The organism is Nocardia amikacinitolerans (assembly GCF_900215415.1).
Classification (GTDB): Bacteria; Actinomycetota; Actinomycetes; order Mycobacteriales; family Mycobacteriaceae; genus Nocardia; species Nocardia amikacinitolerans.
Genome location: NZ_OBEG01000002.1, coordinates 513,199 through 536,890, shown reverse-complemented (window position 1 = coordinate 536,890; position 23,692 = coordinate 513,199). Strand labels below are relative to the sequence as shown.

27 protein-coding genes are annotated in these 23,692 nt (G+C 65.9%); 16 read left to right on the top strand and 11 right to left on the bottom strand.

All coding sequences use genetic code 11. The annotated features are described in order from the left end of the window. Positions 1-61 precede the first annotated feature (61 nt). Positions 62-2,341 (bottom strand): carbon starvation CstA family protein, encoded by a 2,280-nt coding sequence (locus CRP45_RS10780; RefSeq protein WP_097244969.1) that lies wholly within the window; start codon positions 2,339-2,341, stop codon positions 62-64. 274 nt (positions 2,342-2,615) lie between these two features. Here CRP45_RS10780 and CRP45_RS10775 point away from each other — a divergent pair, with 274 nt between their 5' ends. Together CRP45_RS10775 and CRP45_RS10770 are read left to right on the top strand one after the other, a co-directional pair. Beyond that, positions 2,616-3,905, top strand: a complete 1,290-nt coding sequence (locus CRP45_RS10775; protein ID WP_245910126.1) for an ABC transporter substrate-binding protein — start codon at positions 2,616-2,618, stop codon at positions 3,903-3,905. Between the two features lie 58 nt (positions 3,906-3,963). Then, complete coding sequence (locus CRP45_RS10770) at positions 3,964-4,929, top strand: carbohydrate ABC transporter permease (RefSeq protein WP_097244967.1); 966 nt, start codon at positions 3,964-3,966, stop codon at positions 4,927-4,929. Here the strand turns inward: CRP45_RS10770 and CRP45_RS10765 are convergent. Then, positions 4,890-5,309, bottom strand: coding sequence for a hypothetical protein (locus CRP45_RS10765; RefSeq protein ID WP_097244966.1), 420 nt, complete (start codon positions 5,307-5,309; stop codon positions 4,890-4,892). The two genes, CRP45_RS10770 and CRP45_RS10765, sit on opposite strands and share 40 nt — an antisense overlap. A 21-nt stretch (positions 5,310-5,330) precedes the next feature. Between CRP45_RS10765 and CRP45_RS10760 the strand changes: the two genes are divergently transcribed. Next, the gene (locus CRP45_RS10760) at positions 5,331-6,227 is read left to right on the top strand and encodes a carbohydrate ABC transporter permease (protein ID WP_245910062.1); all 897 of its coding nucleotides are present in this window, start codon (positions 5,331-5,333) and stop codon (positions 6,225-6,227) included. A gap of 186 nt (positions 6,228-6,413) precedes the next feature. On the opposite strand, the gene CRP45_RS10755 is transcribed toward CRP45_RS10760, so the two are convergent. Next, entirely contained in the window at positions 6,414-6,833 is a 420-nt protein-coding gene (locus CRP45_RS10755) for a VOC family protein (RefSeq protein ID WP_097244965.1), read from the bottom strand. A 10-nt stretch (positions 6,834-6,843) separates the two neighbouring features. Then, positions 6,844-7,680, bottom strand: coding sequence for an AraC family transcriptional regulator (locus tag CRP45_RS10750; protein ID WP_097244964.1), 837 nt, complete (start codon positions 7,678-7,680; stop codon positions 6,844-6,846). Between the two features lie 174 nt (positions 7,681-7,854). On the opposite strand from CRP45_RS10750, the gene CRP45_RS10745 reads away from it, so the two are divergent. Together CRP45_RS10745 and ychF are read left to right on the top strand one after the other, a co-directional pair. Then, positions 7,855-8,775 carry a quinone oxidoreductase family protein gene (locus CRP45_RS10745; protein WP_097244963.1) on the top strand — a complete coding sequence of 307 codons (921 nt, stop codon included), beginning with the start codon at positions 7,855-7,857 and terminating at the stop codon, positions 8,773-8,775. Between the two features lie 119 nt (positions 8,776-8,894). Then, entirely contained in the window at positions 8,895-9,974 is a 1,080-nt protein-coding gene (ychF, locus tag CRP45_RS10740; RefSeq protein ID WP_097244962.1) for a redox-regulated ATPase YchF, read from the top strand. 420 nt (positions 9,975-10,394) lie between these two features. On the opposite strand, the gene CRP45_RS10735 is transcribed toward ychF, so the two are convergent. Beyond that, complete coding sequence (locus CRP45_RS10735; RefSeq protein ID WP_097244961.1) at positions 10,395-10,931, bottom strand: GNAT family N-acetyltransferase; 537 nt, start codon at positions 10,929-10,931, stop codon at positions 10,395-10,397. Positions 10,932-11,250: 319 nt separating this feature from the next. Between CRP45_RS10735 and CRP45_RS10730 the strand changes: the two genes are divergently transcribed. After that, entirely contained in the window at positions 11,251-12,252 is a 1,002-nt protein-coding gene (locus tag CRP45_RS10730; protein ID WP_245910061.1) for an alpha/beta hydrolase family protein, read from the top strand. Between the two features lie 64 nt (positions 12,253-12,316). Here CRP45_RS10730 and CRP45_RS10725 read toward each other — a convergent pair whose 3' ends face one another. Then, positions 12,317-13,549 carry a saccharopine dehydrogenase family protein gene (locus tag CRP45_RS10725; RefSeq protein ID WP_097244959.1) on the bottom strand — a complete coding sequence of 411 codons (1,233 nt, stop codon included), beginning with the start codon at positions 13,547-13,549 and terminating at the stop codon, positions 12,317-12,319. Between the two features lie 423 nt (positions 13,550-13,972). On the opposite strand from CRP45_RS10725, the gene CRP45_RS10720 reads away from it, so the two are divergent. Both CRP45_RS10720 and CRP45_RS10715 read left to right on the top strand, forming a co-directional pair. Beyond that, the gene (locus tag CRP45_RS10720; RefSeq protein ID WP_097244958.1) at positions 13,973-15,124 is read left to right on the top strand and encodes an NAD(P)/FAD-dependent oxidoreductase; all 1,152 of its coding nucleotides are present in this window, start codon (positions 13,973-13,975) and stop codon (positions 15,122-15,124) included. Between the two features lie 13 nt (positions 15,125-15,137). Then, positions 15,138-15,659 carry a hypothetical protein gene (locus CRP45_RS10715; protein WP_245910060.1) on the top strand — a complete coding sequence of 174 codons (522 nt, stop codon included), beginning with the start codon at positions 15,138-15,140 and terminating at the stop codon, positions 15,657-15,659. On the opposite strand, the gene CRP45_RS10710 is transcribed toward CRP45_RS10715, so the two are convergent. Continuing rightward, entirely contained in the window at positions 15,622-16,500 is an 879-nt protein-coding gene (locus CRP45_RS10710; protein ID WP_179830840.1) for a PaaX family transcriptional regulator C-terminal domain-containing protein, read from the bottom strand. The two genes, CRP45_RS10715 and CRP45_RS10710, sit on opposite strands and share 38 nt — an antisense overlap. A gap of 289 nt (positions 16,501-16,789) precedes the next feature. On the opposite strand from CRP45_RS10710, the gene CRP45_RS33775 reads away from it, so the two are divergent. Then, entirely contained in the window at positions 16,790-17,002 is a 213-nt protein-coding gene (locus CRP45_RS33775) for a hypothetical protein (RefSeq protein ID WP_097244957.1), read from the top strand. A gap of 240 nt (positions 17,003-17,242) precedes the next feature. On the opposite strand, the gene CRP45_RS10700 is transcribed toward CRP45_RS33775, so the two are convergent. After that, complete coding sequence (locus CRP45_RS10700) at positions 17,243-17,725, bottom strand: hypothetical protein (RefSeq protein WP_097244956.1); 483 nt, start codon at positions 17,723-17,725, stop codon at positions 17,243-17,245. 501 nt (positions 17,726-18,226) lie between these two features. Here CRP45_RS10700 and CRP45_RS10695 point away from each other — a divergent pair. After that, positions 18,227-18,835 carry a hypothetical protein gene (locus CRP45_RS10695; RefSeq protein WP_067788370.1) on the top strand — a complete coding sequence of 203 codons (609 nt, stop codon included), beginning with the start codon at positions 18,227-18,229 and terminating at the stop codon, positions 18,833-18,835. A gap of 55 nt (positions 18,836-18,890) precedes the next feature. Here the strand turns inward: CRP45_RS10695 and CRP45_RS10690 are convergent, their stop codons facing one another. The 3 genes from CRP45_RS10690 to acpM form a co-directional block, all read right to left on the bottom strand. Next, on the bottom strand, positions 18,891-19,121 hold the full coding sequence (locus tag CRP45_RS10690; protein WP_372507935.1) for a DUF6400 family protein: 231 nt from the start codon (positions 19,119-19,121) through the stop codon (positions 18,891-18,893). 176 nt (positions 19,122-19,297) lie between these two features. After that, a complete protein-coding gene (locus tag CRP45_RS10685) occupies positions 19,298-19,714 on the bottom strand; it encodes an SRPBCC family protein (protein ID WP_245910059.1) in 417 nt (138 codons plus the stop codon). Between the two features lie 65 nt (positions 19,715-19,779). Continuing rightward, complete coding sequence (gene acpM, locus CRP45_RS10680) at positions 19,780-20,085, bottom strand: meromycolate extension acyl carrier protein AcpM (RefSeq protein WP_097244953.1); 306 nt, start codon at positions 20,083-20,085, stop codon at positions 19,780-19,782. A 135-nt stretch (positions 20,086-20,220) separates the two neighbouring features. On the opposite strand from acpM, the gene CRP45_RS10675 reads away from it, so the two are divergent. The 6 genes from CRP45_RS10675 to CRP45_RS10650 all read left to right on the top strand — a co-directional run bounded on the left by CRP45_RS10675 (position 20,221) and on the right by CRP45_RS10650 (position 23,589). After that, positions 20,221-21,189 carry a MerR family transcriptional regulator gene (locus CRP45_RS10675; RefSeq protein WP_218841129.1) on the top strand — a complete coding sequence of 323 codons (969 nt, stop codon included), beginning with the start codon at positions 20,221-20,223 and terminating at the stop codon, positions 21,187-21,189. A gap of 65 nt (positions 21,190-21,254) precedes the next feature. Then, on the top strand, positions 21,255-21,470 hold the full coding sequence (locus CRP45_RS33285) for a hypothetical protein (RefSeq protein ID WP_143861402.1): 216 nt from the start codon (positions 21,255-21,257) through the stop codon (positions 21,468-21,470). A gap of 646 nt (positions 21,471-22,116) precedes the next feature. Further along, positions 22,117-22,374: a type II toxin-antitoxin system Phd/YefM family antitoxin gene (locus CRP45_RS10665; RefSeq protein WP_067788379.1), complete on the top strand. Its 258-nt coding sequence runs from the start codon at positions 22,117-22,119 to the stop codon at positions 22,372-22,374. Continuing rightward, positions 22,367-22,636: a Txe/YoeB family addiction module toxin gene (locus CRP45_RS10660; protein ID WP_067788381.1), complete on the top strand. Its 270-nt coding sequence runs from the start codon at positions 22,367-22,369 to the stop codon at positions 22,634-22,636. Before CRP45_RS10665 ends, CRP45_RS10660 begins: the two co-directional genes overlap by 8 nt. 233 nt (positions 22,637-22,869) lie before the next feature. Further along, positions 22,870-23,274 carry a hypothetical protein gene (locus CRP45_RS10655; RefSeq protein WP_097244951.1) on the top strand — a complete coding sequence of 135 codons (405 nt, stop codon included), beginning with the start codon at positions 22,870-22,872 and terminating at the stop codon, positions 23,272-23,274. Between the two features lie 108 nt (positions 23,275-23,382). Next, positions 23,383-23,589: a hypothetical protein gene (locus CRP45_RS10650; RefSeq protein WP_097244950.1), complete on the top strand. Its 207-nt coding sequence runs from the start codon at positions 23,383-23,385 to the stop codon at positions 23,587-23,589. Positions 23,590-23,692 lie beyond the last annotated feature (103 nt).

Sequence of the window (23,692 nt, the reverse complement as noted above, 5' to 3'; positions counted from 1 at the left end):
ACACGCCTCGGGAGGGCCGGTCGCGCTGACCTGCCCTCCCGAGGCGCGAGCGATTCGCTCATTACGCGGGCGCTTCCGCCTTGGCCGCGCCGTGCGCGTGGGCCGCGCCGGGTGCGCGCACCTTGCCCGCCGCGATCAGCTCGTCCCATTCCTTCTGCACGGCCTTCTCCGTCGGAGTGGCCAGGAACCCGCTCGGCGCGAAGATCTTCGACGGCTCCTCCGGCGACTCGGTGGTCTCCCCGCCGCCGGAGCGCCAGGCTCGGAAGCACACCAGCGCGCCGACCACCGCGACGACCAGCACCAGCGCGGCGAACACGATCGAGAGCGTGCCCTGGATGAAGGTGTTGCGGATGACGGTGTCCACGTCCTCCGGCGTCTTCGCCGTCAGACAGAGCTTGCCCGCCTCCTGCGCCTGCTGGCAGAGGCTGTGCTGCTTCCAGTAACCCACCTTCGGGTCGGCGGAGAAGATCTTCTGCCAGGACGCGGTCATCGTCACGATCAGGTCCCAGGCCAGCGGGATGCCCGGAATCCAGGCCCACTTCGCCAAGCCCTTCTTCACGATGATGGTCATCACGACGGTCAGCGCGACGGCGGCGAGCAACTGGTTGGCGATGCCGAACAGCGGGTAGAGCGCGTTGATGCCGCCGAGCGGATCGGTGACGCCCATCAGCAGGATGGAGCCCCACGCCGCGACCACCACGAACGAGCACAGCCACGCGCCGACCCGCCAGGACGGATCCTTGAACTTGCGCAGCGGTCCGCCGAAGTTGCCCAGCGCGTCCGAGGTCATGAACCGCGCGACACGGGTGCCCGCGTCGATCGTGGTCAGGATGAACAGCGCCTCGAACATGATCGCGAAGTGGTACCAGAACGACTTCATGCTCTCGCCGCCGAGGAACCGGTGGAACACCTCCGAGATGCCGACCGCCAGGGTCGGCGCGCCGCCGGTGCGCGAGATGATGGTGTTCTCGCCGACGTCCGCTGCGGCGCCGGAGAAGGTCTCCGGTGTGGCGGGCGGTCCGGCGAGGCCGAGCGAATTGGTGTACGCGGCGGCCTTTTCCGGGGTGCCGCCGGTCAGGCCGAGCGGCGCGTTCATGCCGAAGTACAGGTGCTGGTCGATGATCGAGGCGGTGATGATGGCCATCACGGCGACGAACGACTCCATCAGCATGCCGCCGTAGCCGATCATCCGCGCGTGCGATTCCTTCTCCAGCAGCTTGGGTGTGGTGCCGGAGGAGACCAGCGCGTGGAAACCGGAGAGCGCGCCGCAGGCGATGGTGATGAACAGGAACGGGAACAGGCTGCCCGCGAAGGCCGGACCGGTTCCGGTGGAGGCGAAATCGGAGATCGCGGGCGCCTTCAGCACCGGCATGGTGATCAGGATGCCGACCGCGAGCAGGCCGATGGTGCCGATCTTCATGAACGTCGACAGGTAGTCGCGCGGCGCGAGCAGCAGCCACACCGGCAACACCGACGCGAGGAAGCCGTAGGCGATGAGCAGCCAGGCGATGGTGGTCCTGGAGAGCGTGAACCAATCGGCGCCCCAATCGGTTTCGGACACCCAGCCGCCGGAGACGATGGCGAGCAGCAGCAGCGCGATGCCGATCGCGGACACCTCGCCGACCTTGCCCGGCCGCAGGAACCGCAGGTACACGCCCATGAACAGGGCGATCGGGATCGTCATCGCGATGGAGAACACGCCCCACGGGCTCTCGCCGAGCGCGTTCACCACGACCAGCGCGAGCACCGCGAGCAGGATCATCATGATCACGAGAATCGCCACGATCGCCGCGACGCCGCCGATCGCGCCGAGCTCGTCACGCGCCATCTGGCCGAGACTGCGCCCGCGCCGCTTGGTGGAGGCCCACAGCACCATGTAGTCCTGCACCGCGCCCGCGAGGCAGACGCCGACCACGATCCAGATGGTGCCCGGCAGATAACCCATCTGCGCGGCCAGCACCGGACCGACCAGCGGACCGGCGCCCGCGATGGCGGCGAAGTGGTGCCCGTAGAGCACCCGCCGGTCCATCGGCATGAAATCCTTGCCGTTCTCCAGGATTTCGGCGGGGGTCGCGACGTCGTCGCGCGGCTTGGTGATCTTCCATTCGATGAATCGCGCGTAGAAGCGGTAGGCGATGATGTACGTACACACCGCCGCGATCACGATCCAGACCGCGTTGACGTTCTCACCGCGCGCTATGGCGAGGATGGCCCAGGCGAGGGCGCCGAGTATCGCGATCCCGGCGAAAACAGCCTTCTTGGCCGGGGTTATCGGGGACCGATCGACCACACCGACCGGTGGCAGGTCGGGATCGGTCCGCAGATATTCGATTGTCGCCATCTGCCTACTCTCCTGTGAAACGCGCAGGATCTCGTCGTGCGGGATCTTGCTGAAGCACGTGACAACGTAACCGATCGCCGATCGCCACTGCGCGGATTCCGGCCATCGATGGACGACCGTTAAATATTGTTCGTGTGTCGGCCGTCACGTCGGTTATAGCCGGACGTATGCTGCGATGCTGTTCGTCACACTCCATGTCCGCCCGAGGAGGGCTGTGCTGGATTCGACTTCGCGTTCTTCCGCAGCGCGCCCACCGGTTGTCCCCGCGCGCGGGATTCGCAGGCGCACCCTGCTCGGCTCCGCGCTCGCCGCCCCGTTGCTGGCGAACGCGTGCGGCTCCGACGACGACGCGCTGACCTTCTTCTTCCAAGCCCGCCCCGAGGAGGCGCGCGTCCGGCTGCGCATCATCGACGAGTTTCGCAAGCGGCACCCGGACATCCCGGTGCGCACCATCATGTCGGGTCCTGACCCGTTGCAGCAGATGCTCACCTACTGCGCGGGCGGCAAATGCCCCGACGTGCTGATGGCGTGGGAACTGCTCTACGCGGGACTTGCCGAGCGCGGCGTGCTGCTCGACCTGAACACACTGCTCGACCGGGACCCGCGCTACGCCGCGGAACTGCGCCGCGACAGTTTCCCCACGCTGTACGACACCTTCACCTACGACGGCGGCCAGTACGCGCTGCCCGAGCAGTGGTCCGGCGTGTTCCTCTACTACAACCGCGCGATGTTCGCCGAAGCCGGGCTGACGCCGCCCGCCCGCTGGAGCGACGCGTGGAGCTACGCGGAGTTCCTGGACGCGGCACGCGCGCTCACCCGCCGCGACGGCGATGGGCGCACCAGGCAGTGGGGTTTCGCCGACGCGTGGGTTCCGTACTTCTCGGCCGCCTGTTTCGGGATGAACAACGGGGCCGAATGGTTCACGCCGCCGGTGAATCCGACCCGCACCAATCTCGGCGACCCCCGCTTCGCGGAGGGGTTCCAGTTCTACGCCGATCTCGCGGTGCGGCACCGGGTCGCGCCGAGAGTCGCCGACCAGCAATCGGTTTCGGCTCCGGACCTGTTCCGGCGCGGACGTGCGGCCATGGCGCTCGGCGGGCACTGGCTGTACTCCGAGTTCGCCGGAAACGACGGCGTTCCCATCGATCTGACCGTGCTTCCGGTCGGACCGCACGGCGGACCGGGCGCGATCACCGACGTCGGTTGCACCGGACTGTCCATCGCGGCCGACAGTCCGCGTATCGAACAGGCCTGGGAATTCGTGAAGTTCGCGACCGGGCCGGTTGGACAGGCGATCGTGGCGGCGTCCGGTTTGTTCGTTCCGGTGTTGAAATCAGCCATGGCCACACCGGGATTCGCGGCGGCGCACCGTGAGATCCGCAATCTGGACGTGATGACCGACGGCCCAGCCAGTTCCCGTCCGTTGCCGGTGACGCCGATGTGGGGCAAGGTGTCGGCGCTGCTCGAACGCGGCGGAAACCGGGTGCTGCGGGGTGCAGCGACGGCGCAGTCCCTGGGCGGACGGCTCGCGGCGGATGTCGACGCGTTGCTGGTGGCGCCATGAGCGAACGTAATGAGCGTGCCTCGCGAATGCCGGATCCGAGCGTCAGCGAGGCGAAGGCATGAGCACTTCTGTCGACGACACGGTGGTGAAAGCGGCCGATGACGCGCCGCCGCCGCGCGCACGGGGTACGGCGCGTCCCGGTCGGCTCGCGCGGCGACGTGAACGCGCCGGATGGTTGTTCATCGCGCCGAATCTGTTGGCGGTTCTTGTCTTCCTGCTGTTCCCGTTGGGGTTCTCGCTCTATCTGAGCTTTCACTCCTGGGATCTGTTCAGCCCGCCGCGGTTCGTGGGAACGGCGAACTATCGGCGGCTCTTCACCTCAGATCCGCTGTTTCTCATCGCGCTGCGCAATACCGCGGTGTTCACCGTGCTGACGTTGCTGCCGACGGTGGTGATCGGGTTGGTCGTCGCGGCGGTGCTGAACCGGAAGGTGTTCGGAATCGGTCTCTTTCGCACGATGGCGTTCCTGCCGCTGGTGGCTTCGACGGTGGCGATGGCGGTGGTGTGGCGGTTCATCTTCACCACCGACGACGGGCTCTTGAACATAGTGCTCGGTTGGTTCGGCGTCGACCCGGTGCCGTGGTTGACCGACCCGGACTGGGCGCTGGTCTCGCTCAGCATCGTGACCGTCTGGAAGAGCGTGCCTTTCGCCACCGTCATCCTGCTCGCCGCCATGCAGGGCGTGCCGGAGACGCTGTACGAGGCGGCCAAGATCGACGGCGCGGGAGCGGTCCGTCGCTTCCGTTCGGTGACGCTGCCGCTGATCCGCGGGCCGCTGTCGTTCGTCTTCGTGATCACCGTCATCAACTCGGTGCAGGCCTTCGACCAGGCATACGCGCTCACCGGCGGCAACGGCGGGCCGGAGACGGGCACCTATCTCCTCGGGATCATGTTGTTCCAGCACGCTTTCGGGTTCTACGAGGTGGGTTACGCCTCGGCGCTGGCCTGGGTGATCTTCGCGATCCTGTTGGTGCTGACGGTTCTTCAGTTGCGTCTGTCTCGGCGGGAGGAGACGGAGTTGTGAACGCGTTCAGGGGGATTCGACGGGTGCTGGGTGGGCGTCGTGGTGCGGCGGGGATCACGTACGCGGACGAGAGCCATGCGGGGACTGGTGGCGCCGGTTCGGGTGTGGACGCGGGCGCAGATGCTGGCGTGAATGGGATGGAGGTGCGCGCCGAGGGTGTGGGCGCTGGCGTGTGTGGTGATGGGCAGGCGGGCGAGCGTGATGGCGGTGCCGGCGTGGACGCGGGTGCCGGTGATGCCGGTGCGGGTGTGAATTCGGCGGGTGCGGGTTCGGGTGCTGGTGATGCCGGTGCGGGCGTCGATGCGATGCGCGCGCGCCTCGGTGGTGAACCCCGGGGAGGCGTCGGAGGTGCGGCAAATGAGGGCGCTGTCGGTGCGCACACAGGCCAGGCCCGAGCGGGGATGGGCAAGGCGGATATGGGGCAGCAGGGTTTGCGCGGCGGCGGTGTGGCGGACGGCCGCGCGCAACGGGCGGCTGTGCGCAGGTTGGTGCGCGGCGTCGGGATCTACGCCGCGCTCGTCGGTGTCGCGTGGTGCGCGCTGGCGCCGATCATCTGGGCGTTGTCGGGTTCGCTGAAGCGCGACGGTGAGATCACCGAACCGACTGTGCTGCCGGAGGATCCGCAGTGGTCGAACTTCGGCCGCGTGTTCGAGCTGTTGCCGATGGGACGGATGCTGCTCAACACCACCGTCTACGCCGTGTGCGTGACAGCAGGGCAAGTGTTCTTCTGCTCGCTGGCCGGATACGCCTTCGCGCGCTTGCGTTTCCGCGGCAGCGAGGCGTTGTTTCTCGCCTACCTGGCGACGCTGATGGTGCCGCTCACCGTCACGGTCATCCCGCAGTTCCTGCTCATGCGCGCCTTCGGGTGGGTGGACACCGCGTGGTCGATGATCGTGCCCGGCCTGTTCGGCAGCGCCTTCGGCACCTATCTCATGCGGCAGTTCTTCCGCACGCTGCCAACGGAATTGGAGGAAGCGGCGATCCTCGACGGCTGCTCGACCTGGCAGGTGTACTGGCGCGTGCTGCTCCCGCACACCCGCCCGGCCCTCATGGTGCTCGCGGTGCTCACCTGGATCACCGTGTGGAACGACTTCCTCTGGCCGCTGGTGATGATTCAGCGCAACGAGCTGGCGACGGTCACCCTCGGATTGGTCCGTTTGCAGGGGCAGTACTACTCCCAGTGGCCGCTGCTGATGGCGGCCGCCGTCGTCATCCTGCTGCCCTTGCTCGCCGTCTACGCGATCGGTCAACGGGCGTTCATCCGGGGCATCAGCTTGTCCGGCCTCGGCGGGCGGTGAGATCGGTCGGCGCGTGGACCGCGGCGAGCTGCCCGAGTTGTGCAGACAATGAAATCGATGGGCGTTCAGCGTCTGCGAAATGGCTACCGCAGCCGCGACGAGAGGCCGGTGGCGGCGAACCAGCCACCGCCACCGGCGCGGTAATGGTGCGCGGGACCCGTCGTGCGGCACCGGTTTCCAGCGTGTTCACTCACCCCAGTAGGTGCCGAAGCTCCAGAGGTTGCCCTCGGGGTCGCGGACGGTGAACCCGCGCGATCCGTAGTCCTCGTCGCGCAGGCCTCGCACCACCTCGGCCCCGGCCTTGGTGGCACGCTCGAAGAGCTCGTCGGGCTTGTCGCAGACCACATAGATCGAGTCGTTGCCGGGCTTGCGCTGCCCGAACGGGGTGTCGTCCTTGCCCGCCGAACCGAACATGATGCCGCCGCCGAGCGGCCAGCGCAGTTCGGCGTGCTCGACGATCGACGGATCGTCCTCGCGGGCGTAGACGGCCGAGACCTGGAAACCGAAGGCGTTCACCAGAAACTCGGTCATCGCCCGTGCGTCGCGGAAAGCGAGGCAGGGCCAGATCGCGGTGCGTGTCGTGGTGTCTGTCGTGGGATTCGTCATGGCTCCAGCCTCATCCGCCGAGGCCCGGCTCGTCTTGGACGGATGGAATCTCCTCGGCCAGCCAGGTGGTCGGGCTGCATCCGGCGAGGTCGAGGAAGTCGCGGTTCAGGTGGGCTTGGTCGTAGTAGCCGCAGGTCGCGGCGACCTGGGCGATCGAAACGAACGACGGCGTGTGCTCGATCATCCGCCTGGCCCGCTCGAAACGGGTGACGCGGGCGGCCAGCTTCGGGCTCAGTCCGAACTCGGCGCCGAACTTGCGGGTCAGATGCTGGCGGGTCCAGCCGATGCGTTCGGCGAGCGGGCCGATGCTCGCGGTGCCGCCGCTGGCCACCACGGCGTTCCAGGCCCAGCTGAGCTCGGGGATGACGAGACGGTCCGGGCAGGCCAGGCGCGTCAGGATCTCGTCGCAGATCGCGAACCGGCGCGACCACGGTGCGTCGCCTTGGAGGCGTTCCCACAGCTCGTCGCCGGTCGGGCCCGCGACCTCGGCGCATTCGAGCGAGATGTTCCAGATCTCCGCGGCGGGCAGGCCGAACAGCGTCCGGCAGCCGAGCGGGGTGAGCGCGATGGCCACACCCTCCTGAGTCCCGTTGTGCGCGATGGCGGCCGAACTCGCCTGCAATCCGCTGAGGACGCAGCGGTAGTCGCGCGGCTCCTGGGCCGGATCGGTCTGCGCCACAACGTCGATGGTCGGTCCGATGGCGACGATGAACGTCATGTGGCGCGACGGAAGGCCCCGGTGCATGCCCGGCCGGTATCCCGTCATCCGGTAACCGAGGTAGTGATCGATGAACGCCGCCAGCGCGGGCGCGGGGCGGGCCGTCACCACCTCCGTGGTCGGCTCCATGTGGCTCACGGTACGCCCGCGCGGGCCATTCGCATACCGATCTCGCGGCGCGCGAACGTGGCGCACGCCGCGCTCCAGGGGGCGGTGAGATCGCGCACACGGGGCGCCTCGGGTCTGTGAGTTCGGGTTGCTGCCCGGTTACCGTTACGCCTTCAGATGAGGAGTGGAGGTGTCATGCGTCGAATCCGATACGAGCGCAGTGGTGGTCCCGAGGTGCTCGAGCTGGAATCGGCCGAGACACCGACACCCGGGCCTGGCGAACTTCTGGTGAAGGTGCACGCCATCGGCGTGACCCTGCCGGTGGTGCGGAAAGTTCGCGAACAGCGCGAGCCGATCCCGCTCGGCGGCGAGATCGCGGGCGAGGTGATCGCCGTTGGCGACGGCGTCACCGACTTCGCGCCCGGTTACCGCGTCACCGGTCTGTGCTTCGGCCACGGCTACGCCGAGTACGCCCTGCTGCGCCAGGAGATGGTGTCCTCGATTCCCGATGGAGCTTCCGCCATCGATGCGGTCGCGCTGGTGCGCAGTGGTCTGATCGCGCTCGGTGCGCTGGACGCCGCGAAGCCGGAGTCCGGTGAATCGGCGCTGGTCACCGCGGCGGCGAGCGGCGTCGGTCACCTCGCCGTGCAGCTGGCGCGGGTGCGCGGGGCCAAGCGGGTGGTCGCCGCCGTCTCCGACCCCGCGAAAGGCGAGTTCCTGCGCGAACTCGGCGCCGACGAGGTCGTCGTCTACGGGGAGCCGTGGGGCGAGCCCGTCGACTATGTGCTCGACGCCGTCGGCGGCGAACTGCTCGGCCCCGCCCTCGCGGCCCTCGCGCCCGGCGGCCGCCTCGTCGCCTACAGTTCCGGCGGCGGCATCATCCAGGCCTTCGACCTGCTGACCGGCGCCAAAGCGGTGATCGGCTTCCAGATGGCGCGGGTCGCGCGCGAGATGCCGGAGGTGTACGAGCACTGGCGGCAGGAGCTGTGGCAGTACTTCGCGTCCGGCCAGGTGCGTCCGGTGGTGCACGGTGAGTTCGCGCTGGAGGACGCGGCCGCCGCACACGCGCTGATCGAGGCGCGCGCCAACCACGGCAAGGTCGTGCTCGTCCCCTGACCGCACCACGACGACCGAAGGTGACCCCCAGCCCGCTCGGCCGACTGGATGTCACCTTCGATCGGCACGCGGCAGGCGCGAGAAAGGCGGAGGTTCGCGGCGCGTAGACTCTCTACCTCGTGAGTCTCACCCTCGGAATCGTCGGCCTGCCCAACGTCGGAAAGTCGACGCTGTTCAACGCGCTGACCAAGAACGACGTGCTTGCCGCGAACTACCCGTTCGCGACGATCGAGCCGAACGTCGGCGTGGTCCCGCTGCCCGATCCGCGGCTGGACAAGCTGGCCGAGATCTTCGGTTCCGAGCGCATCGTGCCCGCCACCGTGTCCTTCGTCGACATCGCGGGCATCGTGAAGGGCGCGTCCGAGGGCGCGGGCCTTGGCAACAAGTTCCTCGCCAACATCCGCGAGGCCGACGCCATCTGCCAGGTGGTGCGCGTCTTCGCCGACGACGACGTGGTGCACGTCGACGGCCGGGTCGACCCCTCCGCCGACATCGAGGTCATCGAGACCGAGCTCATCCTCGCCGACCTGCAGACCCTGGAGAAGGCGGTCGTGCGGCTGGACAAGGAAGCCAAGGTCAAGAAGGACCGCAAGCCGGTCGCCGACGCGGCCAAGGCGGCCCAGGAGATCCTCAACAGCGGCAAGACCCTCTTCGCCGCCCAGGATCAGGTGGACACCGAACTGCTGAAAGAGCTTTCGCTGCTCACCATCAAGCCGTTCCTCTACGTCTTCAACGCCGACGAGTCCGTCCTCACCGACGAAGCCAAGGTCGCCGAGCTGAAGGCCTCCGTCGCCCCCGCCGACGCCGTCTTCCTCGACGCCAAGGTCGAAGCCGAGCTCCTCGAGCTCGACACCGAATCCGCCATGGAACTCCTCGAATCCATCGGCCAGACCGAACCCGGCCTGCACGCCCTCGCCCGCGCCGGCTTCCACACCCTCGGCCTCCAGACCTACCTCACCGCAGGCCCCAAGGAATCCCGCGCCTGGACCATCCACCAGGGCGACACCGCCCCCAAGGCAGCCGGTGTCATCCACACCGACTTCGAACGCGGCTTCATCAAAGCCGAGATCGTCGCCTTCGACGACCTGGTCGAAGCGGGGTCCATGGCGGCCGCCAAGGCCGCGGGGAAGGTGCGCATGGAGGGCAAGGACTACATCATGTCCGACGGCGACGTCGTCGAGTTCCGCTTCAACGTCTGAGCGGCCGCGAAGACGGAGGGCCTCCAGGTCAGCTACGCCGGCGTCAAGGACAAGCTCGCCCAGATCGACGCCACGCTCCAACGAACAGCCGCCGGAACCGAACTCGGCATCCCCACGTTCGGGTCCATCTCCGGACGAGCGTCTGCCCCGTGACATCCCGACCACCGCCGAGTAAGACCTCGGCGTGGTTCGGCACACTTCGATCGGCCTTGAAGAGAGGGATGGTGGCCGTTTCGAACTGCGCACTATGCGGCATTATCGTGCGTTGCTGAGAGTGATTGCCTGTGTCAATGGAGGGGCGACGGCCTGGGATCATCGTTGGCCTTTCGGCCTGCGATGCAACGCTTGTAGAGTCCTTGCTCGGCTGGCTGGCGGGTCGACAACGTACATGGCGCGCGGCATCGGTGCTGCTGGCAGGGACTACCAGCGAAGCACGATGCCGATTTCGTCCTTGTCTTCACCGTAGAAGGCGCCGCTGGGCACGAAGCCGAGCTTTTCGTAGAACGGGCCCGGGCTGGAGGGTCCTTGACCACAGCCGGCGTAGAGTTCGCTGATACCACGAGCTTTGAGACTGTCGACGATCATTTCGATCGCTCGGCGGCCGATCCCTAGGCCCTGGTACGGTCCTGCCACCATCAGGCGCCACAGGAACACGCCGTGGCATTCGAGGCCGTCCTCGTAGTCGTAGCCGTGGTGCAGCATGATGAATCCAGCCGGGTCTTCGCCTACGTAGATAGCGCGGAACCAGGCGCTTTCGGAGAAATGCGCGTCGGCGATCGAGACCGCGTTGTCGGCGACCATCGCCCGCTGCTCGGCGGTGAGGGTTTCACTCAGGTCGCATATATCGGCCACGGTGCGCGCGGTGATACGGCGCAGGCTGATCTTTTGATCTCCCGCAGCCGACGCGCACTGCGGTGTATGCGTACCTGCTGCGGATCGGGAACTGTTCTCGGACATTTCTCTATCATATCGACCACGGACGTGTTCATCACGATAGTTTGCCGTGACTCGCCTCTCGTGGTCGACCACGCGCCAGCGAGCCGTCCCTGGCAAGCAGGCTTCCCCCAGGGCTTGCGGTCTGCACAGAAGCGTGTGCCTGCTTATTCAACCGCCCGCTGCTCATCATGGCGCTGAGCCGCCGTGACGAAGAACCATGTACGTACGAATGAGTAACGAACGTTCGTGATACGTTAGCTTTATGAATAGGTCAAATGATGCATTGGGGTCGTCGGCCGGGGATGCTGCAGGCAGGCCCCGGGGGTGGTTACGTCGCACGTTGGTCGTGGTCGGCTGCGTGGTGGCGTTGGTGGTGGGAGCGGGCGGGTGGGTGATCTATGCGAACGACTTCGCCATCCGGCAGGAGGAATTGACGATTCCGGGGTCGACCCAGCCGTTGAAAGCGACGTTGGCGCTGCCCGAGCACGGGAAAGGGCCTTACGGTCTGGTCGTGTTCGTGCATGGGGACGGGCCTGCCAATGCCACCGGCGACTCGTTCTACAAACCGATCTGGGAGTCGTTCGCCAAAGTCGGGTACGCGTCGCTGTCCTGGAACAAGCCGGGAATCGATGGGGCGCCGGGAAACTGGCTCGATCAGAGCATGCACGATCGAGCGGCCGAAGCCGAGGCGGCCATTGCGTGGGCGCGCCAACGCGATGACATTGATCCGCGTCGGATCGGGATGTGGGGTGTCAGTCAGGGTGGCTGGGTCGTGCCCGAGGTGGCGGCGCATCTTCCCGATCTACAGTTCGTGATTCTTGTTGGCGCGGCGGTGAATTGGTTGCGACAAGGTGAGTACAACCTGCTCGCCGAGTTGCGGCACCGAGGCGCGTCACAGGCCGATATCGCCGCTGCTCTCGATCGTCGCAACGCCGGTTTGCGGGCGCTGCGCGACAACGCCAGCTATGAGCAATACCTTGCCGCCCAGCACGACTCGGATCCGATGTCAGAGGACCGCTGGAACTTCGTTCAGCTGAATTATCGCTCCGACGTGACCACGGTCTTGGCGCAGGTCAAGGTGCCGGTGCTGCTGGTGCTGGGCGACGAGGATCTCAATGTCGATGTCAACGAGACCGAACGGGTCTACCGCGAGATCCTTCCGCCGCAACAGCTCACGGTGCAGCGCTATCCGAACGCCTCACACAACATCGTCAAGGCCCGCTTCGACAATGACCAGGACTGGCGGGCGACTGTGGTGGCATTATTCGCGCCACGCACGCTCTACACGCCCGGCTACCTGGATTCCTTGCGTGAGTATGCCGGGAACCGAGCGGTCCGCTGAAACAGATTGCACTTCACCCGAATCGAGAGGGGCCGGTCCGCAGGTGGACCGGCCCTCTCCTCTGCTATCCGATTGATTCCTGTTCGACCAGATAGACGGGGACGCTGCCTGCCGGGCGGCCGAGCACGACATCGAGAACCTCGAAGAACCGACCGGGGTCGATGACGGCTTCGGGTGGGTGCACGCCCGGCCGGCGGGCTGAGCCGTCGATGACCTGCGCCATGCCGATCGCCAGCGGGATTCCGGTGACCCGAGCCATATCGGCGAGCAGAGAGTGGGCCGGGTCCTCCGGGGGGCCGGCCAGGTTGAGGTGTGCAAGGACCATGTGTGGGCGGCCTTGCTTGGTGCCGGACACCGCTGCGAAGAACGGCGGCAGGGTGCCGGGCCCCTTGGCGCGCAGTGCTGTCGGCGCCGAGCGGAGGATCCGTAGCAGGTTCGGGTCGGCGAAGGCGCCTGCCGCGGCTTCGTTGGTGAGTTTTCCCTTGTCGATATCGCGACGCAGGGTATCGAGGTAGGCCATTGCCCACGTACTCATCACCATCAGATTGATCGCGTCGCCGGTGGGTTTCAGGGTGCGCTGCAAGGTGATCGGCTCCGGGTGGCCGATGGAGTACGCGGTGCCGCGTCGTCCGCCGGGAAGCTGCAGTGTGACCGGGCGAAGGGGGCGTTGCTCGCTGAGCCGGCCGGCGGTCACACCTGTGATCGTTCCGCTGCTCTGCTGCATCCAATGCACTGCTGCGGCAGAGGGGCGACCGTCGGGCCCGAGTAGTTGGGCGTCGTCTCGGGTGGTATCGCCCGCGCCGTCGACGTCGACCGGCCACGCGGTGTAGGCGTCGCGAACCCAGTCGAGTTCCGCGGCAGCAATGGCCGCGAGCATATTGCTGATGCCTGGGCTGGCGCCCATTCCGATGATCGCGCACACGTCCCTGGCCCGTGCCGCCGCGTCGAGTTCGAGCATCTGCAGCGTGGGTTCCCAATCGTCGCAGATATCGAGGTAGTGCGTCCGGGTGTCGATTGCCGCTTGTAAGACCGCCAGCCCGAAGCGGTAGTAGGGCCCCACGGTGTTGAGCACCACGTCGGCCGGTGCGAGCGCGGCACGCAATCGTGCTTCATCGGTGAGATCCACTTGGATCGCCCGGACAGGCACGGGCGCGTCGGCCAAGCGACGTGCCAAACCATGGGCTGCGACCAGATCCCGGTCTGCGACAACGATTTCGGTCACACCTGGGATATTCACCGCCGTCTGCACGGCCACGGTGCCCATGGCACCCGGCCCGCCCAATGCGAGAACCTTCATCGGATGCTCCTAACTTCCAATGCCGGGGGTTGTTTCTTCACGCGCACGGTGCGGTACACCACTTCGCTCGCGGCCTGCACAGCGCCGTTCCATCGCCGTCTGGGCGCGGGACTCGCGAGAGCGGGCGTTGGAATCTGCCTCCACACCGCTGATCTGCGGTGCCCGGGTAGTGGTGCGGCAAGTTCGGCCTCAGGGACTCGGTGCGGTGATCGTGCGCGGTACTGCTCGCCGACACGATGTGCGGGCGGTGCTCCGCAGCCGCAGCCGGGGAAGCCAGGACCGTTCCAGTTGTGATCGCCGCGGCCATGAGTAGTAGCGCTGCTCTGCGGGTCTGAGAGTTCATCATCACCATCCATTCGTTCAGGGTCAATACGAGCGTATCAGTTACGATAGTTATTGCTAGAGATCGAATGGAGCGTGGATATGGCCGTGTACCCAGCTGGGATCGCCACCCCATCGGCGCCGACGCGGCGCCCGGGCGGTGATCGCCGCTGCGGGATAGACGATGTCCGGCAGCGCAGATCCCACACGCGAGACCTCGGACAGGCAGCGACCGGCGTCATTGTCATAGGATCGGACGTAGTGGGGGCGGCCATCGTTTATGCCTTGGCGCGCAACAACATTCGCGTCACCTGTATCGATCTCGAGGTGCACGGTGCGGGAGTGGCCGGCAGCGCGTTCGGATGGATCGGCACTGCGCCCACCGGCTCGCAACTGCACCGTGACGCCATTGCTGACTTCCACGCGCTGGACACCGATCTCGGGGGCGCGCTGTCGGTCTCATGGGCGGGGTCACTGACCTGGCTCCGAACCCCGGAAGACACCGAATCGTTCGTGAGAACACAACAGGGGCTGGGTTTCCCGACCGAGGCCGTCGATGCCGAAGGCTTCACGCGTCTGGAGCCCACCTTGGGTAGTCGACCGGAAATCGCGGCGTACGCACCGCACGAAGGCTCTGTTGCGCCGGGGCGAATGCGGCGAACCCTGCTAGCCACCGCCCAAGCTCACGGTGCCCGGGTCGTGGAGGCTGCCGTCTCCGAAATTGCGGTCGGGAGCGACGCTCGGGCGCAGGTCTTCTCCGATGCCGGCGTCCTCCATGCGCGATATGTGGTGTTGGCGAACGGGCTTGGTGTCCCACGTCTGGCCGCGCAGGTGGGAACCGTGCTCGCGGTCGAGTCCGCACCGGCGATCCGGTACGCCTTCCGAACCAGTGCGCAGCTGTCACGGCGAGTCCTGTCCGGCCCGGACTATGAAATCCGGCCCTGGCACCGAGGAACATATTTGGGTGCGGAGAGCTACACCGCGACGGACGATCCGTATCGACCCGTGAGGCGGGTGCACCGGGCACTCGAGGCCATCCGCCGCGACTTCGGGTTACGAAACGCCCTGGAACTGATGGACCTTCGTGTCGGCTTCCGGCCGATGCCCACTGCTGACCGGTCGTATCTGGGCACCCTGCCCACTGCCCCCCAGGTGCTGGTCGCCTGTATGCACTCTGGAGTCACCTTGGCACCTGCCGCTGCTCGCCGGGTGCTCCACCACATCCTCGGCACCGCCGAGCTTGCTTCGATCTGAACCAGGGGTGCCGATGACGAACCACAGCACCACACCTTCGTGCCTGCGCGGACTACAGCATCTGCGCCCCACTCGGCGTCTGGTCTTCGTCGAGTCCGCTGTCGGGCTGGTTCTGGGAGCCACGACGCTGCCCCAGTCCTACCCACCGGCCGGGGAATCGCCGATGTGGGCACAACTGCTCGGCTTGTCATTCCTGCTGACAGCACTGTGCGCGAACCTGTACCTGTGGCAGCGGATCGTCACCGCCGGTGTGAGATTGCGTTATCCCACGGCGGCGATCTTCGCCGAACTGCAGCTGCACCAGTTCATCCTGGACGAGCGACGGCTCCGGAAAGCGACCATCCTGTACACGGCAGCGATCTGTGTCCTGGTACCGCTGCCACCGTCGTGGCGATGGTTCTGGTTCCTCTTCACCCTGCTGGCCACAGCGCTCACCGCGGTATCGCTGCACCGAATGTGGCGCATCGAGGTGCGCGGCTCTGGCGAGGAGCCCCCGACTACGACGCGTGAACGGAATCGGTGGCCCCGCCGGTGACCTTCGAATACCAGCGGAACAATCGAACAGGTTGCGCGGGTTCGGATTTGCGCAGCTCTGACCAACACGCAGCTACCGCCGCACGCGCGGCCGTGCCGACCCACGGCTGAGGAAGCAACTGAGGTGGCAGCAGCGGATCCGGCTCCATAGCTTGGGTGAACTCCGCGGCCAACGCGACGGCGATCGTCAGATGCCGAACGCGCGAGGATCCCCGTAGCTCCTGCAAATACCGCTCGGCGGACACCAGCAACCGCCGGTGACCATCGGCAATGCGGCCGAGCGGCCATAACTGCTCGGCAATATCGCGTGGGGCGGCATGGCGACCGAGGGTCAGATCGGTGCTTGTCAGAGTGGTGATGTGGTCGGAAACGCCCAGCGTCGTTGCGGCGGAACGGATTCGGTCCTCCCACGGATTCGCCGAAACATAGAGGCCACCCTGAATCGGCGCACCACCGAGCCGCACGATGGTATCGCGCATGGAGTCGCGGGCATGCCGTACGGATTCCGGAACACCGAAAGCCACCAAGTGCCAGCGCCCGTCCCAAGAAACCTTTCCACGATCCTGGGCATACATGTAACGCACGAAGTCGAGATCGGGTTCGAGACTGTTACGAGTGAGCTCTGTCGCGCGCAACACCGCCTTGCGGCCGCGACCCTCCTGAACGAACCTGCCTTCCGCCACGAGCCGTTTGATGCAGAGCCGCACCTGTTGATCGCTCATGTTGAGCGCATTGGCGACATCGTAGAGTTCACCAGCATCGATCGTCGCGTCCTCGCGGACCAGACTCTCCACAAGAGTGCGGGTGGAGATGTCGGTGTCATGGAACTGGCCCTCGCCCACATTCGCCCCTGCTCTACATACCGACGAGTTACAGCTATCGCATCTCGTACGTTCGATTGCGTCTCGATCGTCTACTATACGGTCAAACTTGCGCAGTCCGGGCTGGCACGGCTCAACCAACGATCAGGCGCGCACATCGAGCACAGCAGCAGCCGACCCGCAGGTTCGACTAGCTCTCGGCCTCGCCCCGCGGCCACACGGAACGCACGAAATTCGGCATGAGCGTGCGTTCGGGCGACACCGGATGGGCATGGCCAGTTAGTTCAGAGAAGCCTGCATCCGATGCCCAATGCTGAGGCCGGACCCAGCCCAGGAACCGCGACTTCTGGCGATCGTCGTCAACCTCAACGACAGGCTGCGCGAAGCCACCGAACGCGGCTGGCTCGGCGAAGTCGACGGCCTCCAGATCAGCCTCGACGCAGCGAACCAGAAGCTCATCCAGATGCGGAAGATCCGCTCGCAGGCCCGAATAGTCGACCTCGCAGCACCCGCGCTGCGATAGATAACCGTCTGGCGGGCACTCGATACGGTCCGACCCACGTGATTGGCAGGTTCTCGCGACTCGGCTGGCGGTCCGATATGCGGCTATTACAGATTGTCCGGACTATGTCGGATATGCGCTGTCGGCAGTGTTCTGCGTGTCGCGCGAGCAGATCACGGTAGGAGTGATCGCTCCACTCGAGCATTGCGCCCTCACCGCTTATGACGCGTTCGCTGTCGCCATCGAAGACGGCCCCGTAGATCACCAGCGATAGACGCTCGCGGGTCCGGTCGGCGGCAGTTGGGGACGATCGAGCGCACGTTCGGGGGGCCGTCGACACGCGAGCACTGCGAGCAGACCGGGAAACACGCCCCAGATGGTTACCAGCACCAACCAAAACAACGGTGGTTGCGGGACCGGGCCAGGCTCGGGATGCTCGTAAGTCGGAAGGCTGAAAACCCCTGAGTACCAAACGAGCCAGAGTGCGAAATCGGCAAAGAACAACGAGCAACCACCAAGGATCACCCACCTCCACCCGCTCGCAGCACCAGCGATCAATGCCACACCCGCCATACCCGCAACAATCAGCTTGGTAACGAACAGGGCGTGACTGCCTGCCGAGACCTCCTCGTCAGGCATACCTTCGAGCCACAATGCGACCGCGTAGAGCAACACCAGAAAAGCAGCGACACAGGCGCCGAGCCCGGAGAAAACGCGCGTCCAGACGCTCGGAGACAACAACATGACAGCATGGTAGTCAAAAAGACTTCTCCCGGCAGAACGCGCGTTGCAGACCGGCGGTTCCCCCTTGGAAATTCCTGGGCGCGTTGAAACGACACTTGACGAGCTGCTTCGCCGGGCGTAGGTCTCATCGACCAGACCCTCCTGGCGAACACCCAACGAACGCACTGAACTCGGCATGAGCGAGCGTTCGGAGGCCGTACCGTCGGAACTCGTGAGTGGCGGTCCGCTAGTTCCCGGGCTACCTGCCATCAGAATTGGTCAGCCGGTGCTATCGGGTTTCATGAGCGAAGCCAACCATCGGCTTCGGCCCGGACTTCGGTCGAGTTAGTCCGGAGAAGGTGGTTCGCCGTAGGGGATACTTGCGCCGGTTTGGTGGGCGGTGAACGATTGATCTGGCGACGGCGGCGTTCGCGGGCCGCGCGGTGTGCATGCGCTCGGTGGACCGCGACGCTCCGGCCTCGCGACATTCACGGAGCGATCGCTCCGCCACGAGGAGGACAGATGTTCATCCAAGTGATTCAAGGCAAGGTATCCGACGTCGACCGGTTGCGTCGGTGCATGGATCGGTGGACGACGGAACTGGAACCCGGGGCCGTCGGCTATCTCGGCACGACGTACGGACTTTCCGATGACGGTACGTTCATCGCGCTGGCCCGTTTCGAGTCCGAAGAGGCGGCGCGACGCAACAGTGCGCGCCCGGAGCAGGGCGCCTGGTGGGCCGAAACCGAACGGTGCTTCGAGGGGCCGGTCACCTTCATGGACTGCCCCGAGGTGACGCAGTGGATGGGCGGCGGCTCCGACGAAGCAGGCTTCGTGCAGATCATGGAGGGTCATACGTCCGATGCACGCCGGATGCGCGAGCTGCTGGCGCAGACCGGTGACCGTGTGCACGAACTGCGCCCGGAGATCCTCGGCGGCACCTTGTCGACCTATGGCGCCGACGGGTACGTCGAGGCGGTGTACTTCCGATCCGAAGCGGAGGCCCGCGAACACGAGAAGATCGAGATTCCCGATGATCTGCGCCCTCTGTTCGAGGAGGAGCGCAGGCTCATGGGTGATGTCACCTACTTCGACCTGCACGAGCCGATGCTGCTGTCGGCGCGGAAGTAGGGGCCGCGTTCGCCGCTTCGGTTCATGCCGTCAGGCGCAGTCCGTGGTGGTGAGATCAGTCGGCAACTCGGCGCGGCGCCCGATCCGGGAGAACCCCGGCCTGGACGAGTTCCTCGTAGATCCGCTGTTGCTCGTCGTCGAGATTGGAGTACAGCATGTCGTACGCCAGCTCTTCCTCGGCGAGCACCGCGATCGGATCCCAGTTGTCGCCGAGCGCCGCGACCACGGCGCTGCGCCGTCGGACCTCGTCCAGCGTGAGGTCGTAAGCAAAATGATGGTCGGCCATTCGGGGCATCTCCAACCAGGTTCTTTCCAAAACGAAGTGCCGACGATGCCCAACGCCGCCCTGTCGGGCAATGATCTGCATCACGTTCCCCGGCTGGAATTCATCACATTCGATTCCCGTATGCGGCCGGGCCGAGGAGTAAAACTGTCCACGTAATCGCCGACCACTCGACCGGGCTAGTGGTGGATCACCTCACCGAGCCGCGGCAAGACGCGACGTTTCCAGCTTCGCTCCGTGGCGTTGCGAATCATTTTCTGTCGACGGTCTTCGATATCGAAGCCCGTCTGCGTCAACAGCAGTCGTGTGCCACGACCCTGCGGACGCAAGGTCCAGTCGACAATCCACCGGTCGGCCTGCCGATACATCCAGCTGTAGGTCAACTGTTCACACGGCCGGGCCGCCAGCACCTCGCAGACGATCTCATCGATCGACGAATCCGGGATGGTGAACCGGAAGCGGGTCCCGACCGAGGCGGCGAACTCGCTCGGTCGGAGCAGCCACCGCTCCAGTAGATCCGGCTCCGTCAACGCGCGCCACACAGCCTCCGGCGGCTGCGGAAAGAAGCTGCCCAGCTCGACGGCAGCGGGATTCAATTGTGGGTCAGCAATCACCGAAGCACCAGCTCGACCGGGGCGAGGACTGCTCGCGGATCCTCGGGTCAATTCTCATGGCCTTCCTTGAATTTCGCTTCCAGCTCCGCAGCGAGTTGCGGCTTTTCGGCCTCCATCTTCTGGACGTAGGCGACCGCGTCGCCGACGGTTCTCAGGCTCGCCAGGTCCTCGTCCGGCACCTTCACGGAGTACTTGTCCTCCAGTTGCACGGCGATCTCCACCAGTGACAGCGAGTCGATGTCCAGATCGTCGACGAAGGACTTCTCGATCACCACCTCCGCGGCATCGATGCCGGTCACCTCCTCGACGATCTCCGCAATGCCTGCGACGATTTCTTCTCGTGTGGTAGCCACGAATCACCCTCCTCGGTGTAATCACTATCCGTAGAACGCCTTTCGCCTGCCAGCACGGCACCGGTTCCTGCGTGTGGGGTCGAACGGCGGTATCAGTACGCTAAAAGCTCCATTGGGGTGGAGGTTCAACAAGTTGTGACGGACAACACACAAAACGGCGTGCTGGTGAGCATTGGGGAGTTGGCGCGGAGCACCGGGCTCGCGGTGCGAACAATCCGTTTCTACTGCGACGAGGGCATTCTGGAAGCCCGCCGGAGCGCGGGCGGGCATCGGATGTTCGACGCCGAGAGCGCCACTGAACGACTGCTGTTGGTGCGGCGGTTGCGTGCGCTCGGTCTCGGGCTTGGCTCGATCACCGATGTACTGCACGGGAAGAGTTCGATTGGCGAGGTTATTTCCGCCGAAAGTGCGCGGCTCGATATCGAATTCAGGTCGCTGGCATGGCGGCGGGCGTCACTGCGGGCAGTCGAGGCGACCGCCCCGGCGCAGCGGGCTGGGCGGCTCGCGTTGCTGGCCGCCGTACAGGACGGTAGCGCGGCGCACGATTGCCTCGTGCGGTTCTGGCGGCGCATCCTCGCACCGATACCGTCGAGCGACGTCGACGGGTGGGTGTGCTGGAATGTCCCGGAGCCGCCTGCCGATCCGTCCGTCGACGAGGTTGTCGCGTATGCGGAGTTGGCCGCTCTCGTCGCCGATTCCGAAATGAACCGCATTGTGCGACAACAATACTGGCGGAATCGGCCGGAATTGATTCGCGACCCTCGGGGACTGTACGTCGATGTGGGGGCCGTAATGGCGGACGTGGTGCCACTGGTAGCGGAAGGCGTGCGGCCGCGCGCGGGTGGCGAACTCGATCGATTCGTCAATGCCCATGCCAGTGCGCGGGGCGAACGCGATTCCCCGCGTTATCGCGAACAATTACTGATCGGCGCAACCGATACCGACCAACGGATTCATCGTTACTGGGCTCTGACAGGGCGCTTTCTTGGAACTCGTATCACCGTGGGGCGCGCGCACAACTGGGTGTACGCCGCATTGGCCCACTCCACCGGGCTTTCCGATGCACCGGCAGCGCAGCGGCCGGGCAACGAGCCATCACGCTGAAGTCAGTGAGGTCGAGTAGGTCCGTCCGGCTCTGGAGGATTGCGGTCGTCGCTGCGGCCGCTGTCGTGAGCATCGTCGGCCTTGGTTTCGATTCTGCGCGGTCTGGCCACGCGCCGAATGCCGGCGGCGGGGGCGCCCTCACCGGCTCGTTTCCGCCGCATCGCGTCGAGATCGATGACACTCCCGTGCTGCTCGGCTCCGCCCGGATCGTTCTCCGGAGCGCGGTGCCGCCCGGCGCCGGGGTCGACGGGCAACCATCCTGTCTCGGCCTGAAGTTCTGAGCGCATCACGGGCCTGGTCGGTGCCGGGTCGTTGACGGAGCCGCCTTCCGAACGCCACGGTTGGCGGGAATCCTCGCCGGCTTCCGAGACTCGGCGCGGTCGGCGGGGCAGCCGGGTGACTTTCGACGTGCCGTCTCCCGACTCGTTGGAACCGGTCTCGGCAGACCTCAGACCTTCCAGCCTTCTGCGCAACCGTTCCACAGCATCGAACCTCGACCCGCCCGGCTCCGGCGCGGATCCCCGGCCCGGCACTTCCCGGTCCGACATGGAGCTAGCAGCCGACGAGTGCCGTCGCACCCGTCGTAGCCACGATCGCCGGCACCCCGGACCGATCTCTGAACTTCTTCCCGATTGCGTCGACCACGTCCGAATTCTCCCTCAACCGCGACACTCGTTTCCCGCTCGGTCACACTGAGCGCCGGAGCCAGGCCTGCGCGCCGTCGCCCACGTGATGAATCAACGATAACCGGCTCTATCGCTCCGGTTCATCAGCCACTTTGCTGCGCCGCGTCATCGAGACTCCGCTGAGCCCCTGAGTCTCACAGTTGGATCTTCGCAACGCCATGCGCTGGTTCGTCCCGGAGTAAGTAACACCGTCGATCCTTCCTGTACGATATGTTGTACGTATCGAGCGAGGGGCTTTCTGATGACCGCACTACCTATCTCTACGGCACGGCAGAACCTGTTCAAGCTGGTGCAGCAGGTCAATGACGACCATGACACCGTCACGGTCGTCACCAAGAGCGGGCAGAACGCGGTGCTGGTCGCCGAATCGGATTGGAACTCGATCCAGGAGACGCTGTACGTGCTGGCTACGCACGGTGGTGTCCGGCTGCTCGAATCGGCGCAGGCGGCGCGGCGCGGCGAGGCCGAGGCTCGCGAGCTGATCGACCCAGATGTCTGATCGCAAACTGGTCTTCACCGCTTATGGGTGGGAGACCTACACCTCATGGTTGGCCCGCGACCGCACGATCTTGAAGGCGGCGAACAAGCTCATCAACGCTGCGCTTGCGGATCCCTTCGTCGGCATCGGCAAGCCCGAACCGCTCAAGCATCAGTTGGCCGGGCACTGGTCACGGCGAATCACCCGCGAACATCGGCTGATCTACTACGTCACGGACAGTGAGCTGGTCGTGATCGGAGTCGGTGGGCACTACGACGACTGACCCTCGGCGGTGTGCGACGACGTCTGGCTGAGGATCGTCGCATTAGCGAAGCCGACGCGCTTCGAGGGCGAACCGTTTCGTGCTCGTCGATCGCTGATCGCGGTGTCAGCGGAGGCGTCAGTGCGGTGTCAGGTTGGTGTCAGTCGGGTTGGCGACAGTGTGTCCATCGAACAGAGCGGGCCGGTCGAGACGGCCGGGTCGCTTGTCCAACCGATGAGAAGGAGTACACGATCATGTCTGTCACCACCGCCAACACCCTGACCGACCAGGACAAGGCCACCGTGCGTATCGCCGCGTACGGTGCGGTGTCGTTGATGGCCGCGGCCGGCGCGCCGCACAAGGGCATCGCGCAGGGTTCCATCGCCCTGACTTCGGCGACCGGCGTGGTCGGGCACGTGCTCGCCGCGAAGTCCAGGGACATCCGCCTGACGGGCAAGTCTGTCGCCGAGCTCGCCGACCAGGTGTTCCCCGCGCTGACCGCGGCCATGAGTTTGCTCGCCGAGCAGCATCCGGGTGAGGCCGACAACTTCCGCAGCACCATCCTGGTCGCCGTCGAGGCTGCTGCCCAGTCCGGCAAGGGGGGGCCGGCGGTGGCCGTCATGGCACGCAAGATCACCGAGGCGCTCGACGCCGCCTGAAATCTTCGGGGCGAGCCGATGAGTTTCCCGTGTAGGCCTCGTCTCTATGGGCGTACCAGCGAGGAACAGCGGCCTCGCCTCCCCGTCGAGAACCGAGAAGAGACCGCCGTGAAGAAGACCGTCTTCACCCTCCTGAGTGCGCCGACCGCCGCTGCCCTTGTGGCCTGTGGCGACGACAGCACGACCGCAACCACCGAACCGGCGACGCCAGCCGGCAAGTATGCGGACGTGAACGGCGTGCGCCTGTCCTACGAGGTGCACGGCGAGGCCAACGGGCCGGTGTTGCCGCACGAGGCGCGGAAGCCGCAGGCGTAATGCCCTGCGCAAGAGCCGGATCGCGTGGTATCGAGGTGCCGCGACGGGTGTCGGTTCTGTCCAAGACGGCAGTCGTTGTCCGCCCTCAGGCCAGCGACCGACG